14 protein-coding genes are annotated in these 12,310 nt (G+C 72.0%); 7 read left to right on the top strand and 7 right to left on the bottom strand.

Annotated features, from left to right (window positions below):
• Positions 1–4: 4 nt before the first annotated feature.
• The 4 genes from M0M48_RS09740 to M0M48_RS09725 are packed head-to-tail and all read right to left on the bottom strand — an operon-like array spanning position 5 to position 3,947.
• Positions 5–718, bottom strand: coding sequence for a hypothetical protein (locus M0M48_RS09740; RefSeq protein WP_215815787.1), 714 nt, complete (start codon positions 716–718; stop codon positions 5–7).
• A gap of 43 nt (positions 719–761) precedes the next feature.
• The gene (locus M0M48_RS09735) at positions 762–1,922 is read right to left on the bottom strand and encodes a thiolase domain-containing protein (protein ID WP_257750969.1); all 1,161 of its coding nucleotides are present in this window, start codon (positions 1,920–1,922) and stop codon (positions 762–764) included.
• Positions 1,922–2,977: a thiolase domain-containing protein gene (locus tag M0M48_RS09730; protein ID WP_257750968.1), complete on the bottom strand. Its 1,056-nt coding sequence runs from the start codon at positions 2,975–2,977 to the stop codon at positions 1,922–1,924. The genes M0M48_RS09735 and M0M48_RS09730 overlap by 1 nt, the downstream gene beginning before the upstream one ends.
• Before the next feature lie 19 nt (positions 2,978–2,996).
• Positions 2,997–3,947 carry a Zn-ribbon domain-containing OB-fold protein gene (locus M0M48_RS09725; RefSeq protein ID WP_257750967.1) on the bottom strand — a complete coding sequence of 317 codons (951 nt, stop codon included), beginning with the start codon at positions 3,945–3,947 and terminating at the stop codon, positions 2,997–2,999.
• A gap of 80 nt (positions 3,948–4,027) precedes the next feature.
• Between M0M48_RS09725 and M0M48_RS09720 the strand changes: the two genes are divergently transcribed.
• Together M0M48_RS09720 and M0M48_RS09715 are read left to right on the top strand one after the other, a co-directional pair.
• Entirely contained in the window at positions 4,028–5,071 is a 1,044-nt protein-coding gene (locus M0M48_RS09720) for an LLM class F420-dependent oxidoreductase (RefSeq protein ID WP_257750966.1), read from the top strand.
• Between the two features lie 56 nt (positions 5,072–5,127).
• Entirely contained in the window at positions 5,128–5,514 is a 387-nt protein-coding gene (locus tag M0M48_RS09715) for a hypothetical protein (RefSeq protein WP_215815792.1), read from the top strand.
• Positions 5,515–5,526: 12 nt separating this feature from the next.
• Here the strand turns inward: M0M48_RS09715 and M0M48_RS09710 are convergent, their stop codons facing one another.
• The gene (locus M0M48_RS09710) at positions 5,527–5,997 is read right to left on the bottom strand and encodes a YqeB family protein (RefSeq protein WP_257750965.1); all 471 of its coding nucleotides are present in this window, start codon (positions 5,995–5,997) and stop codon (positions 5,527–5,529) included.
• A 113-nt stretch (positions 5,998–6,110) separates the two neighbouring features.
• Here M0M48_RS09710 and fadD8 point away from each other — a divergent pair, with 113 nt between their 5' ends.
• Positions 6,111–7,709 carry a fatty-acid--CoA ligase FadD8 gene (gene fadD8 / locus M0M48_RS09705; protein WP_257750964.1) on the top strand — a complete coding sequence of 533 codons (1,599 nt, stop codon included), beginning with the start codon at positions 6,111–6,113 and terminating at the stop codon, positions 7,707–7,709.
• A gap of 2 nt (positions 7,710–7,711) precedes the next feature.
• On the opposite strand, the gene M0M48_RS09700 is transcribed toward fadD8, so the two are convergent.
• Positions 7,712–8,779: a substrate-binding domain-containing protein gene (locus M0M48_RS09700; protein WP_257750963.1), complete on the bottom strand. Its 1,068-nt coding sequence runs from the start codon at positions 8,777–8,779 to the stop codon at positions 7,712–7,714.
• 96 nt (positions 8,780–8,875) lie between these two features.
• Between M0M48_RS09700 and M0M48_RS09695 the strand changes: the two genes are divergently transcribed.
• The 4 genes from M0M48_RS09695 to fmdA all read left to right on the top strand — a co-directional run bounded on the left by M0M48_RS09695 (position 8,876) and on the right by fmdA (position 11,576).
• Positions 8,876–9,238, top strand: coding sequence for a MarR family transcriptional regulator (locus M0M48_RS09695; protein WP_257750962.1), 363 nt, complete (start codon positions 8,876–8,878; stop codon positions 9,236–9,238).
• 96 nt (positions 9,239–9,334) lie between these two features.
• Entirely contained in the window at positions 9,335–9,946 is a 612-nt protein-coding gene (locus M0M48_RS09690) for an AmiS/UreI family transporter (RefSeq protein WP_257750961.1), read from the top strand.
• Positions 9,947–9,955: 9 nt separating this feature from the next.
• Entirely contained in the window at positions 9,956–10,249 is a 294-nt protein-coding gene (locus M0M48_RS09685) for an FmdB family zinc ribbon protein (protein WP_257750960.1), read from the top strand.
• 70 nt (positions 10,250–10,319) lie between these two features.
• Positions 10,320–11,576 (top strand): formamidase, encoded by a 1,257-nt coding sequence (gene fmdA / locus M0M48_RS09680; protein ID WP_215815798.1) that lies wholly within the window; start codon positions 10,320–10,322, stop codon positions 11,574–11,576.
• On the opposite strand, the gene M0M48_RS09675 is transcribed toward fmdA, so the two are convergent.
• On the bottom strand, positions 11,573–12,271 hold the full coding sequence (locus M0M48_RS09675) for a hypothetical protein (RefSeq protein ID WP_257750959.1): 699 nt from the start codon (positions 12,269–12,271) through the stop codon (positions 11,573–11,575). The two genes, fmdA and M0M48_RS09675, sit on opposite strands and share 4 nt — an antisense overlap.
• Positions 12,272–12,310 lie beyond the last annotated feature (39 nt).

The raw sequence follows: 12,310 nt of genomic DNA, 5'->3' as shown, positions 1-12,310 counted from the left end.
AAGACTACGGGCCCGGCGCGGCAACCACGACGGCACTGTGGCTGGACGCGTCGTCGGCGTCGAAGGCGAGACCGTCGAGCCGCTCGTCGCGCAGGGTGACGTCGCCGGTCCTGGTGGCCGAGGCGCCCGGTTCGAGCGTGCTGACGCCCTCGAGGCTGGGGTCGCGCCACTGACCGTCGACGACCGCCTTGACCCGGATGTGGTCGAGGTAGATCGTGCGGTCGCTCTTGTTGGTGACGTCGAACGCGAAGGTGCAGGTCTCGGCGCCCGCGGAGTACTCCGAGGGGCCGCAGGTGATGGAGGTGACCTCGATGGACAGGTCGCCGTCGTCGGTGGTGAAGCGCTCGCCGACCTCGGCGCTGGGCTCGGGCGGGTCGACGAAGTCGAGCAGGTCGCCGAGGTAGCGCAGCACCAGGAAGCCGACCACGACCGAGATGACGAGCGCGACCGCGTTGAGCCCGGTGCCCCACCCGGCCATCACCCGGCGGCCGAGCCGCCGCGCCCGCAGGAGGGCGACGATGCCGAGGACGAGGCCGATCAGGGCGCAGACCGCGCCGAGGAGGTTGACGAGCGGGATCGGCGAGAAGCAGAGCGCGACGATGCCCAGGACGAGCGAGGCGACGGCCGTCCCGTTGCCGGGTGGGCGTGGCGCCAGGGGAGGGGGCCCGCCGCCGTAGGAGGGCGGGGGAGGCGGGTAGGACGCCGGGGGCTCACTCACCCCACGGACCCTAACCGCCGATCCCCGCCCGCAAACCGCGTCGTCAGTTGGTGGGCTTGTCCGCCCCGACGACCCACATCGCGAAGAACTGCGAGCCGCCGCCGTAGGCGTGGCCGAGCGCCTTGCGGGCGCCGTCGACCTGGTGCTCGCCGGCCGCGCCCCGCACCTGCAGGGCCGCCTCGCCGAAGCGGAGCATGCCGGAGGCGCCGATGGGGTTGGAGGAGAGCACGCCGCCGGAGCAGTTGACCGGGATCCGGCCGCCCATCGCGGTCTCGCCGGCCTCGGTGAGCTTCCAGCCGTCGCCCTCGGCCGCGAAGCCGAGGTTCTCGAGCCACATCGGCTCGAACCACGAGAACGGCACGTAGATCTCGGCCGCGTCGATCTCGTCGATCGGGCGGGTGATGCCGGCCTGCTTCCACAGCGCGGCCGCGGCGTCGCGGCCGGCCTGCGGGTTGACCTGGTCGCGCTCGGCGGCCGTGGTCGGCTCCGAGCGCATCACGGTGCCGTGGATCCACGCCGGGTTCGGCGAGGACGCGGCGACGTCCTCGGCCGCGATGACGAGCGCGCAGGCACCGTCGGAGGAGGGGCAGGTCTCCTCGTATCGGATCGGGTCCCAGAGCATCTGGGAGGCGAGGACCTGGTCGACGGTCTTCTCCTCGCGCAGGTGCGCATAGGGGTTCTTGAGCGCGTTGGTGCGGTCCTTGGCGGCGACGATCGCGCCGATGTGGGTGGGCGCCTCGGAGCGGCGGATGTAGGAGCGCACGTGCGGGGCGAAGTAGCCGCCCGCACCGGCGTGGACCGGCATCACGAACGGGACGGGCACCGAGAGCGCCCACATCGCGTTGGACTCCGACTGCTTCTCGAACGCGACGGTGAGGACCTTCTTGTGCACGCCCGACTGCACGAGCGAGGCGGCCACGATCGCGGTCGACCCGCCGACGGAGCCGGCCGTGTGCACGCGCAGGAGCGGCTTGCCCGCCGCGCCGAGCGCCTCGGCGAGGTAGAGCTCGGGCATCATCACGCCCTCGAACAGGTCGGGCGCCTTGCCGACGACGATCGCGTCGATCTCGTCGAGGGTCATCCCGGCGTCCTCGAGCGCGCGGTCCATCGCCTCGCGGCACAGGCCGGCCATCGAGACGTCCTCGCGCTTGGCCCGGTGGTGGGTCTGGCCGACGCCGACGACGGCGGCAGGAGTCTTGCCCATCAGTTCGTTCCCTCCATGACGCAGACGAGGTTCTGCTGCAGTGCCGGGCCGCTGGTCGCGTGGGCCAGCACCTTGTCGGCGGTGCCGTCCCAGATCCGGCGGGCGGCCTCGCCGATCCGGATGGCGCCGCCGGTGAACATCGGGTTGCCGGCGAGTGGACCGCCCGACGGGTTGATCCGGACGTCGTCGGCCAGGCCGAGCTCGCGGCGCAGGATGAGCTCCTGGTGGCTGAACGGCGCGTGCAGCTCGGCGATCTCGATGCCGGCGGTGCCGCCTACCGCGGCCCCGGCGCGGTACGCCGACTCCGAGCGGGTCAGGTCGCGGGTACCGAGCTGGAGGCCGTCGGCGAAGTGCGCGAGACCGGTGATCCAGGCCGGGCGGTCGCGGACCTCGCGGGCCTTGTCGCCGGCGGCGAGGACGATCGCGGCCGCGCCGTCGGTCACCGGGGCGGCGTCGTGCTTGCGCAGCGGGTCGGCGAACATCGGTCGGGCGAGCAGGTCGGCGACGGACGAGCCGCCCGCGCGCACGGCGTACTCGTTCTTCTCGGCGTCGGAGAGGGAGCGGTTGACGACCTCGGCCATCGCGGTCTCGTCCCAGGCGCCGGCATCGATGCCGAGCCGGGCCTGGAGCGCGGCGATGGAGACGGTGTCGGGCCACAGGGGAGTGAGCGTGTAGGGGTCCAGCTGCAGTGCGAGGGTACGGCGCAGGACGCCGGCCGAGGCCTTGCCGAAGCCGAACACCAGCGCGGTGTCGACCTCGCCGGTCTGGATCTTGAGCCACGCCTCGTAGAGCGCCCAGGCGGCGTCCATCTCGACGTGGGACTCGTTGACCGGCGGCAGCACGCCGATCGCGTCGATCGCGCTCACGAACGAGAACGAGCGTCCGGCCAGATAGTCCGAGGAGCCGGAGCACCAGAAGCCGATGTCCTTCTTGGTCCACCCGGTCTGCTCGTAGCACTCCGCGAACAGCGGCACCAGGAGCTCGGCGCACTGGGGGGATCCGTCGTAGTCCTGCAGCTGTCGCTGCGCGAACCCGACGACGGCAACGTCACGCATGTCTTGTCCTTCCCGCCGCTCAGAGGTGGTGCTTGTAGGTGTCGAAGTCCGCGTCGGGCTCGTCGGCCGGCGCGAAGTGGCTGATGTTCTCGATCGTGGTGCCCCACTCGTCGCGGGGCTTCCAGACCGCCTTGACCCGCAGGCCCATCCGGATCTCCTCGACGGGGATGTCGAGGATCAGGTGCTGCAGCGCGATGTCCGCGCCGTCGAGCAGGATGTACGCCGACACGTACGGCGGCGCGATCTTCTGGCCCAGGAAGGGCACGTTGACGATGCAGAAGGTCGTCACCGTGCCGGTGTGGGAGAGCTCGATCTCCTCGACGGTCGGCACGCCGTCGGTCGGGCAGGCCGGACGCGGCGGGACGTAGACCTTCTCGCAGGTGGGGCAGCGCTGGCCGACGATCCGGCCCTCCGAGAGACCGCGGAAGAAGGCGGACTCCTCGGGCGAGGCGGCGTAGGTGTAGTCGAGGCTGACCGGCGTGACGATCCCGGTCACGGCGCCCTCGCCGGCGGCCGGGGCGGTCGCGCTCGCGGTGCCGGTGTCGGGCTCGAAGACGAGGTCGGTGATCGCACCGGTGCGCTCCGCGGCCCAGCGGGCGCGGACCTTCATGCCGGTGCTGATCTGGTCGGGGCTCGCGACGTCGACCGCGTGCAGCAGCGGGGCGTCGGCGCCGTCGATGGTGACCAGGGCGAACGCGAACGGGCGGTCGAACGGCTGGCCGGCGACGGGCTCGCTGACCCAGGTCCAGGACGTGACCGTGCCGGTCTCGGGGAGCTCGACGAAGTCGGCCGTCGCCCGGTGGGTCACCGGGTCGAACTCGGGCGGCGGGACGACGACGCGGCCGTCGCTGAGACGGGCGCCGACGAGCTGGCCGTCGCGGAGACCGGTGAGGAAGCGGCCGATCACCGGGCCGACCGATCGCGTGTAGTCGAAGGACACCGTCACCGGTGCCGAGAGGGTGCGACTCATGAGCCAAAGTGAAACATGTTCTGCCCAAAAGTGAAACATGTTCTAGAAATGGATCGGGCTCATCCGCCATGATGCGACCCATGAAACTGGGACTGCAGCTGGGGTACTGGTCGGCGCAGCCGCCGCAGGGTGTCGGCGAGCTCGTCGCGGCCGCGGAGGACGCCGGGTTCGACGCGATCTTCACCGCCGAGGCTTGGGGGAGCGACGCGTTCACGCCCCTGGCCTGGTGGGGCCGGGAGACCTCCCGGGTGCGCCTGGGCACCTCGATCGTGCAGATGTCGGGCCGGACGCCGGCCTCGATCGCGATGCACGCGCTCACCCTCGACCACCTCACCGGTGGCCGGGTCATCCTCGGCATGGGCGTCAGCGGTCCCCAGGTCGTCGAGGGCTGGTACGGCGTACCGTTCTCCAAGCCGCTCGCCCGGACCCGCGAGGTCGTCTCGATCATCCGCCAGGTGCTGGCCCGCGAGGCGCCGGTGACCAACGACGGCCCGCACCACCCGCTGCCCTACCACGGCCCCGGCGCGGTCGGCCTCGGCAAGCCGCTCAAGCCGATCGTGCACCCGCTGCGCGCCGACCTGCCGATCTGGCTCGGCGCCGAGGGCCCCAAGAACGTCGCGCAGACCGCCGAGATCGCCGACGGCTGGATCCCGATCTTCTACACGCCCAAGAGCGCGGGGATGTACCAGCCGTGGCTCGACGAGGGCTTCGCGCGGCCGGGCGCTCGTCGTACCCGGGCGGACTTCGAGATCGCCGCCACCTGCCACCTCCAGGTGGTCGAGAACGCCGAGCAGAAGCAGCTGGTGATCGACGGCATGAAGCCGTTCGTCTCGCTCTACATGGGCGGCATGGGCGCCAAGGAGCAGAACTTCCACCACCAGGTCTTCACCCGGATGGGCTACGGCGAGCTCGCCGACGAGGTGCAGTCGCTCTACCTGTCGGGCGAGAAGGACAAGGCGACCGCGCTCATCCCCGACGAGCTCGTCGACGACATGCACGTCATCGGCACGCCCGGCGAGGTCAAGGAGCGCGTCGCGCAGTGGGAGGAGACCGGCGTGACCACGCTGCTGCTCTCGTGCCGCAGCGCCGACGAGATCCGCCAGGTGGCCGAGCTGCTCGCCTGACGATGTTCACCTGAGGGCCTGGTCGCTGTCGGAGGTCCGGGCTACCGTCTCAGGGCATGAGGCGTGAGCCGCACGAGAACGTCGCCACGGTGCTGGTCGATCCCGCGCTGCTGCGCGACCTCGAGCTGGCGCTGATGGAGCTCGACCTGTGGGTCTGGCCGGTCCACACCGCTCCGGTGTGCGCCGACGGGCCGCGCACCGCCTTCCAGGTACGCCGGCGCCTCGTCGAGGCCCAGCGCGGCCGGTGGGACTGCGCGGCCGGCTGGACGCCGGTGTGGATCAGCTTCGGCGAGCGCTGGGTGCGCGGCGACGACCCGCTGCCCTGGGCGGCGCACCGGGCGCTGTGGGACGTCCTCGACGCCCATGCCGACCAGGTGCGCTTCCACCGGCGGCTGGGCGGCGTGCGGCCGCTGATCGCGCCGGTCGAGCGCCGGGCCGGGTGAGCCCGCGCGCGGCTACTCCGACTCGAGCGGGTACTCCCGCGAGGCGAACGCCTGCTTGACCGTGGCGCGCTTGGCCTCGACGGGCTTGTCGAAGAGCCGGCGCCCGTCGGTGCCCTCGATGACGACCTTCTTGCCCTCGAAGTGGATGCCGATGATCGCCTCGCGGGCGAGCCGGCGGCGGTCCTGGTCGTGGACGACGACGATCGCGTCGTCGTGGACCTCCAGGCGCCACTCGTCCACGAGCACCAGGAAGGCGACGACCAGGCCGGCGAGCAGGCCGATCGCGGGGCGCGCGACCCAGGCCCACGGCTGGTCGAAGTCGCCGACCCAGCGCAGGATGTCCTTGAACGGCACGAACGGCACGTCGGCGAGCCAGCGGGCGAGCAGCGGACCGACCGTGAGCACGAGGACCCCGCCGACGGCGAAGATGATGTAGGTCCAGACCTTGTCCTCGCGGGTGGAGCCGAGCTCGTCGTACTGCATGGTGTCGAGGCTAGGGTCCGGCGCCCGTGAGGGGCATCGGTCGGAGGTAGGGAGATCCCCGACCAAGGTAGGGGTCCTTGCCTGCGGAATAGAACACGTTCTAGTCTGCCGGGGTGACCGACACGCTCCGCACCCCTGCCCACAACGGCCACCTCATGGTCGCGGCCCTCAAGCGGCACGCGAACCGCCCGATCGTGCACCTCGGCGACGTGACGCTGACCGGCCGCGAGACGGCGGAGCGGATCTCGCAGTACATCCAGGCCTTCGAGTCCCTCGGCGCCGGACGCGGTACGCCGGGCGCGCTGCTCGCCCTCAACCGGCCCGAGGTGCTCTTCATCCTCGGTGCGGGCCAGACGCAGGGCTTCCAGCGGACCTCGCTGCACCCGCTCGGCTCGGCCGACGACCACGCCTACGTCATCAACGACGCGGGGATCACCACGCTCGTCATCGACCCCTACTTCGCCGACCGGGCGGTCGAGCTGCTCGGGAAGTGCCCCGGGCTCAAGCAGGTCCTCACCATCGGCCCCGTCCCGGACGCGCTCGCCGACGTCGGCACCGACCTCACCGCGGTCGCGGCGACCTTCGAGGCCCAGCCGCTGACCGCGGCCGTGCTGGAGCCCGAGCACATCACCTCGATCACCTACACCGGCGGCACGACCGGCAAGCCCAAGGGCGTGATCGGCAACGTGCGCGCGTTCTCGACGATGGCGCAGATCCAGATGGCGGAGTGGGAGTGGCCGGCCGAGCCGCGCTTCCTCATGTGCACGCCGCTCTCGCACGCCGGCGCGGCGTTCTTCGTCCCGGTCGTGCTGCAGGGCGGCACGCTCTTCGTGTCCGCGCGCTTCGACCCGGCCGAGGTGCTCCGCACGATCGAGGAGAAGCGGATCAACTCGCTGATGCTCGTGCCGACCATGCTCTACGCGCTCATGGACCACCCCGACTCGCGCACCCGCGACCTGTCGTCGCTCGAGACCGTCTACTACGGCGCGTCCGCGATCAACCCGGTCCGGCTCAAGGAGGCCATCGAGCGGTTCGGGCCGATCTTCGCGCAGTACTACGGCCAGTCCGAGGCCCCGATGGTGATCAGCTACTTCCCCAAGGGCGACCACGTCGACGCCTCCGGTACGCCGATCGAGGCGCGGCTGACCTCGTGCGGGCGCCCGTCGGCGTACCTGCGCGCGGCCCTGCTCGACGAGGCCGGCAACCCGGTCCCGCAGGGCGAGCCCGGCGAGATCTGCGTGGCGGGACCGCTGCTGTCGGGCGGCTACTGGCAGCTGCCGGAGGCCACGGCCGAGACCTTCCGCGACGGCTGGATGCACACCGGCGACGTGGCGCGCGAGGATGAGGACGGCTTCTGGTACATCGTCGACCGCACCAAGGACATGATCGTCACGGGCGGGTTCAACGTCTTCCCGCGGGAGGTCGAGGACGTCATCGCCGAGCACCCCGCGATCGCGCAGGTCGGTGTGATCGGGACGCCGCACGAGAAGTTCGGCGAGGCGGTCACCGCGGTCGTCGTGCTGCGCGAGGGGCACGAGCTCACCGACGAGGTCGTCGCCGAGATCAAGGACGCGGTCAAGGAGCGCAAGGGCTCGGTGCAGAGCCCGAAGGACGTCATCGCGGTCGACGCGCTGCCGCTGACCGCGCTGGGCAAGCCGGACAAGAAGGCGCTGCGGGCGCGGTTCTGGACGGGGGAGCGCGCCGTCGGCTGACCTCAGCCGCGCGGCAGCGTGGTGATCACGTCGAAGTCGCAGCCGGCCGCGGCGGCCAGGTAGACCGGCTGGTCGGCGTGCGCCGAGCGCAGCGCGAGGCTGCCGCGCGGGCCGTCGTACCGGGTGGGGTGGGCGCAGGACAGCAGGTCCTCGACCACCGAGGAGCCCGCGCCGTTGACGAGCGACTCGAGCAGGAGCAGGCCCTCCATGCACGACTCGCCCATCGCGGACGGCGGGCACGCGCCGGGTCCGAACGCGCCGAAGTAGCGGCTGCCGAAGTCCATCGCGGCGTCGGTCACCAGCGAGCCGAAGAAGCCGGAGGCCGCGAAGAGGTTGGCTGTCGCGTCGGGTCCGGAGGCGAGCAGCATGCTCTCGTCCATCAACGGGGAGAACCGGACCACGCCGGTGGGCAGCCCGGCCGCGGCGAACTGCCGGTTGAAGTGCACGGCGTCCTGGCCGAGCTGGAGCTGGATCACCCCCGTCGCGCCGGAGGCCTCGATCCGGGTGAGCACGTCGTCGTACTGCTCGGTGCCGACGGGACGGTAGGCCTCGCCGCAGATCTCCAGGTCCAGCCGGCGGGCATAGGCCCGGCACGCCTCGGCGGTCCGGCGCGGCCAGACGTACTCGCTGCCGACGATGAACCAGCGGCGCAGCGCGAGCTCGTCGCGCATCCAGCGCAGCGCCGGCAGCACTTGCTGGGGCGGCGTCTCGCCGGTGAGCCACAGCCCGTCGGTGTGCTCACCGCCCTCGTAGAGCGCGGTGTAGACGTAGGGGACCCGGCGGTCGAGGCGCTGCGCCACCGCCCGTCGTACGTCGGAGCGGTGCCAGCCGACGACCGCCTGGATGCGGTCGGAGGCGACGAGGCCGGCCACCGCGTCCGCCGCCCCGGGCGCCGCGACCGAGGCGTCGATCGCCTCGATCCGGACCTGGCGCCCGAGGATTCCGCCGCGGGCGTTGACGTCGTCGACTGCGAGCCGGGCCGAGGTCAGGCAGGAGGGGCCGAACAGCCCGGCCGGACCGGACTGCGGGTAGAGCAGGCCGACGACGTAGTCGTCCGTCGTGGCTGGCATCGGCACTCCTGGGGGAACGGGACCTTCGCTGCTCGGGACACTAGCGCCGACGTCCAGGACGCGGAACCGGGCGACGGGGTCGGTTAGCGTGGTCCCATGCCCAGGGGACAGGTGACGACGACCGGACCGGACGCGCGCGTCGCGGCGGCTGCCGTCGTCGCGGCCGACGACCTGGTCGTGGCCCGCCTGCTCCCGGTGCTCGACGAGCACGGGATCGGGCTCGACGTCTACCGGGCGCTGCGCCGGCTCTCCGACGCGCCCGACGGCCTCACCGTCGGCGAGCTCGGCCGGCTGATCTCGTCGACGCCGCCCGCGACCACGCGCGTCGTCGACCGCCTGGTCACCGAGGGCCTGGCCTACCGCCGCGCCGACGCCACCGACCGGCGCCGGGTCCTGGTCGTCGCCTCCGACGCGGGGCGCGACCTGTGGCGCGCGCTCGTCGCCGACCTCGACGCCTGAGCCACCTCCGCGAGGGTCGTTGACGGGTCCGTCTGGGCGCTTTATGGTTCCGATCTGCAATAGTTCCAGATCGGTACGATTATCCGGAGGTGCCCGGTGTCCAATGTGGGACTGCTGTTCGTCGGAGCGGTGCTGTTCGTCAACGGCCTCGGGCTGCTCGGGCTCGTCACCGCCCGCGGCGGCGCGCCGCTCAACCTGTTCGTCGGCACGCTCCAGGTGGTGCTGCCGACCGTCGCGCTGATCCAGGCGCCCGACCTCGCCACGGCGGCCGCGTGGGCGCCGATCTACCTGTTCGGCTTCACCTACCTCTACGTCGGCATCAACGCGCTGGCCGGGCTGGACGGCTCCGGCCTGGGCTGGTTCTCGCTGTTCGTCGCGGTGATGGCGGTGGCCCAAGCGGTGCTCTCGATCGAGGACGACCTCGCGTTCACCGCGATCTGGCTGACCTGGGCCGTCATGTGGCTGCTGTTCTTCCTGGTCCTGGCGCTCGGTCGTGACGAGCTGACCCGCTTCGCCGGGTGGGTGCTCGTCCTCGGGAGCCACCTGACCTGCACGGTCCCGGCCCTGCTCGGCCTCCACGACAACTGGCCCACGTCGACCGGCTTCGGCGTGCTCGCCCTGGTCCTCGCCGTCGTCGTGGTGGGGCTGGCCGGCGTGCTGGGCCGTACGGCGCCCGCGGCCGCGCCCACCCCCACTCCCGCCGCCTGAGAGGAAGCCATGCCGCTCTACGCCTTCCGGTGCCCCGAGGGCACCGAGTTCGACCGGACCTACCCGATGAGCGAGGTCCCCGCGGCCGTGGACTGCCCGGAGTGCGGCGGTGCCGCCCGGCGCCGGATGAGCGCGCCGCGCCTCTCGGTCGCCGGCAGCACGGCGTACCGGCTGATGGACGCCACGGCGGCCACCGCCCACGAGCCCCCGGTCGTCACCTCGCTGCCCGGCAGCGGCGGTGGTGGCGGTGGCGGCGCCCGCATCACCCGCAACCCGCTGCACCAGAAGCTGCCGCGCCCCTGACCCTTCCGTCCCAGCAGTCCCGAGCAGTCCCGAGCAGTCCCGCCACCCCATCACCCGAGGAGCACGCCCCATGCCTGAAGTGATCTTCCCCCTCGACAGCAGCAAGAAGTTCGAGGACCAGCAGAAGCTCGGCCACAACCGGTGGCACCCCGAGATCCCGCCGGTCGCGACGGTCAAGCCCGGCGACTCGTTCCGGGTCGACTGCCGCGAGTGGTTCGACGGCGCGATCGTCAACGACGACTCGGCCGAGGACATCCTCAACGCCCCGCTGCTGACCGTGCACAAGCTCTCCGGCCCGTTCGCGGTCGAGGGCGCCCGTCCCGGCGACCTGCTCGTGGTCGACATCCTCGACGTCGGGCCGATCCCGCAGGAGGACTCCGGTCCGCTCGCCGGCCAGGGCTGGGGCTACACCGGCATCTTCGCCCGCAACAACGGCGGCGGCTTCCTCACCGACCAGTTCCCCGACGCCTACAAGGCGATCTGGGACTTCAACGGCCAGGTCGCGACCAGCCGGCACGTGCCGCACGTCAGCTTCGAGGGCCTGATCCACCCGGGCCTCATGGGCACCGCCCCGTCCGCCGAGCTCCTCGCCACCTGGAACCGCCGCGAGGGCGCCCTCATCGCCACCGACCCGCACCGGGTCCCGCCGCTGGCCCTCCCGCCCGAGGGTGAGCACGCCGTGCTCGGCGGCCTGGCTCGCGACCAGTGGGGCCGGGTCGGCGCCGAGGCCGCGCGTACCGCGCCCGCCCGCGAGAACGGTGGCAACCAGGACATCAAGAACCTGTCCAAGGGCACCCGGATCTTCTACCCGGTCTTCGTCGACGGCGCGAACCTCTCGGTCGGCGACCTGCACTTCTCGCAGGGCGACGGCGAGATCACGTTCTGCGGCGCCATCGAGATGGGCGGCTTCATCGACCTGCGCGTGGACATCATCAAGGGCGGCATGGAGACCTACGGCGTGAGCGAGAACGCCATCTTCATGCCCGGCCGGGTGGACCCGCGCTTCAGCGAGTGGATCGCGTTCTCCGGCACGTCGGTCACCCTGGACGGCGAGCAGCGCTACCTCGACTCGCACCTGTCGTACCAGCGCGCCTGCCTGCACGCGATCGACTACCTCACCAAGTTCGGCTACGCGCCCGAGCAGGCCTACCTGCTGCTCGGTGCCGCGCCGATCGAGGGCCGGCTCTCGGGCGTCGTCGACATCCCGAACTCGTGCTCGACGGTCTACATCCCCACGTCGATCTTCGACTTCGACGTCCGGCCCTCGGCCTCCGGTCCCTTCCAGGTCGACCCCGGCATCGGGGCGCCGCGGGCCGAGAACCGCTAGCGCGGGGCCTCGCCCCGCAGCCGGTCCCAGACCAGGTCCGGGATCCGGTCGAGCAGGGCGTCCATCACCTGGAGCTTGCCGTCCACCTCGGCGGGCGCGTGCGCGCCCGGGCGGATCACCAGCAGCGAGTCGCCGGTGATCCGCCACGACAGGCCCGGGTGGTGGCGCATCACGTCGCGCACGTCCGAGAGCAGCACGTCGGCCGCGAACTCCGGCGCGGGTGAGTGGATCGTGAACGCCGCGTCGAACGCCGGGTCGCCGATGAGGATGTCGCGCCCGGTCAGCGAGTCGGCCCAGCGGCGCAGGGTCGTCGTCGGGCCGACCGCGAGGTCGGGGGCGCGGACGCCGAGGTTGAGCGCGACGACCGAGTAGGTGTGCCGGCTGGAGTCCTCACCCGTCCCGGTCGTGAACGTGTAGTCGAACGCGGTGAACGGGCGGCCGTCGTACTGGCCGATGAGGACGTTGCCCGCGTGCCGGCCGTGCCCGCGGCCGAACGGCGCGCCCTGGAACCGGTCGACCAGCGCCGGGTCGACGGGCCGGTACTCCCACTCGCGGTCGTGCGCGAAGGCGGCGAGCCCCTGGCGCCGCTCGGCCGCACGCTTCGAGCCGACCACGATCGCCACGACGAGCAACGCGAACACCGCGACGAAGATGAGTCCGATGAGTCCGAAGAGCACGAGGGCGACGGCGTCCATGGCGCCATCCTGCCCCGGTGGCGCCCTGGATAACGTGGG

The sequence above is a fragment of the Pimelobacter simplex genome (assembly GCF_024662235.1).
In the GTDB taxonomy this organism is placed as follows: domain Bacteria; phylum Actinomycetota; class Actinomycetes; order Propionibacteriales; family Nocardioidaceae; genus Nocardioides.
The sequence above is the reverse complement of the archived record's forward strand: the minus strand, read 5'-3'. Positions and strand labels throughout refer to the sequence as shown.

Bases quoted from the DNA above. Each gene is read 5' to 3' on its own strand.
- M0M48_RS09735 (WP_257750969.1), bottom strand. From the start codon at position 1,922: ATGGGCAAGACTCCTGCCGCCGTCGTCGGCGTCGGCCAGACCCACCAC.
- M0M48_RS09730 (WP_257750968.1), bottom strand. From the start codon at position 2,977: ATGCGTGACGTTGCCGTCGTCGGGTTCGCGCAGCGACAGCTGCAGGAC.
- M0M48_RS09725 (WP_257750967.1), bottom strand. From the start codon at position 3,947: ATGAGTCGCACCCTCTCGGCACCGGTGACGGTGTCCTTCGACTACACG.
- M0M48_RS09720 (WP_257750966.1), top strand. From the start codon at position 4,028: ATGAAACTGGGACTGCAGCTGGGGTACTGGTCGGCGCAGCCGCCGCAG.
- M0M48_RS09715 (WP_215815792.1), top strand. From the start codon at position 5,128: ATGAGGCGTGAGCCGCACGAGAACGTCGCCACGGTGCTGGTCGATCCC.
- M0M48_RS09710 (WP_257750965.1), bottom strand. From the start codon at position 5,997: ATGCAGTACGACGAGCTCGGCTCCACCCGCGAGGACAAGGTCTGGACC.
- M0M48_RS09700 (WP_257750963.1), bottom strand. From the start codon at position 8,779: ATGCCAGCCACGACGGACGACTACGTCGTCGGCCTGCTCTACCCGCAG.
- M0M48_RS09695 (WP_257750962.1), top strand. From the start codon at position 8,876: ATGCCCAGGGGACAGGTGACGACGACCGGACCGGACGCGCGCGTCGCG.
- M0M48_RS09685 (WP_257750960.1), top strand. From the start codon at position 9,956: ATGCCGCTCTACGCCTTCCGGTGCCCCGAGGGCACCGAGTTCGACCGG.
- fmdA (WP_215815798.1), top strand. From the start codon at position 10,320: ATGCCTGAAGTGATCTTCCCCCTCGACAGCAGCAAGAAGTTCGAGGAC.
- M0M48_RS09675 (WP_257750959.1), bottom strand. From the start codon at position 12,271: ATGGACGCCGTCGCCCTCGTGCTCTTCGGACTCATCGGACTCATCTTC.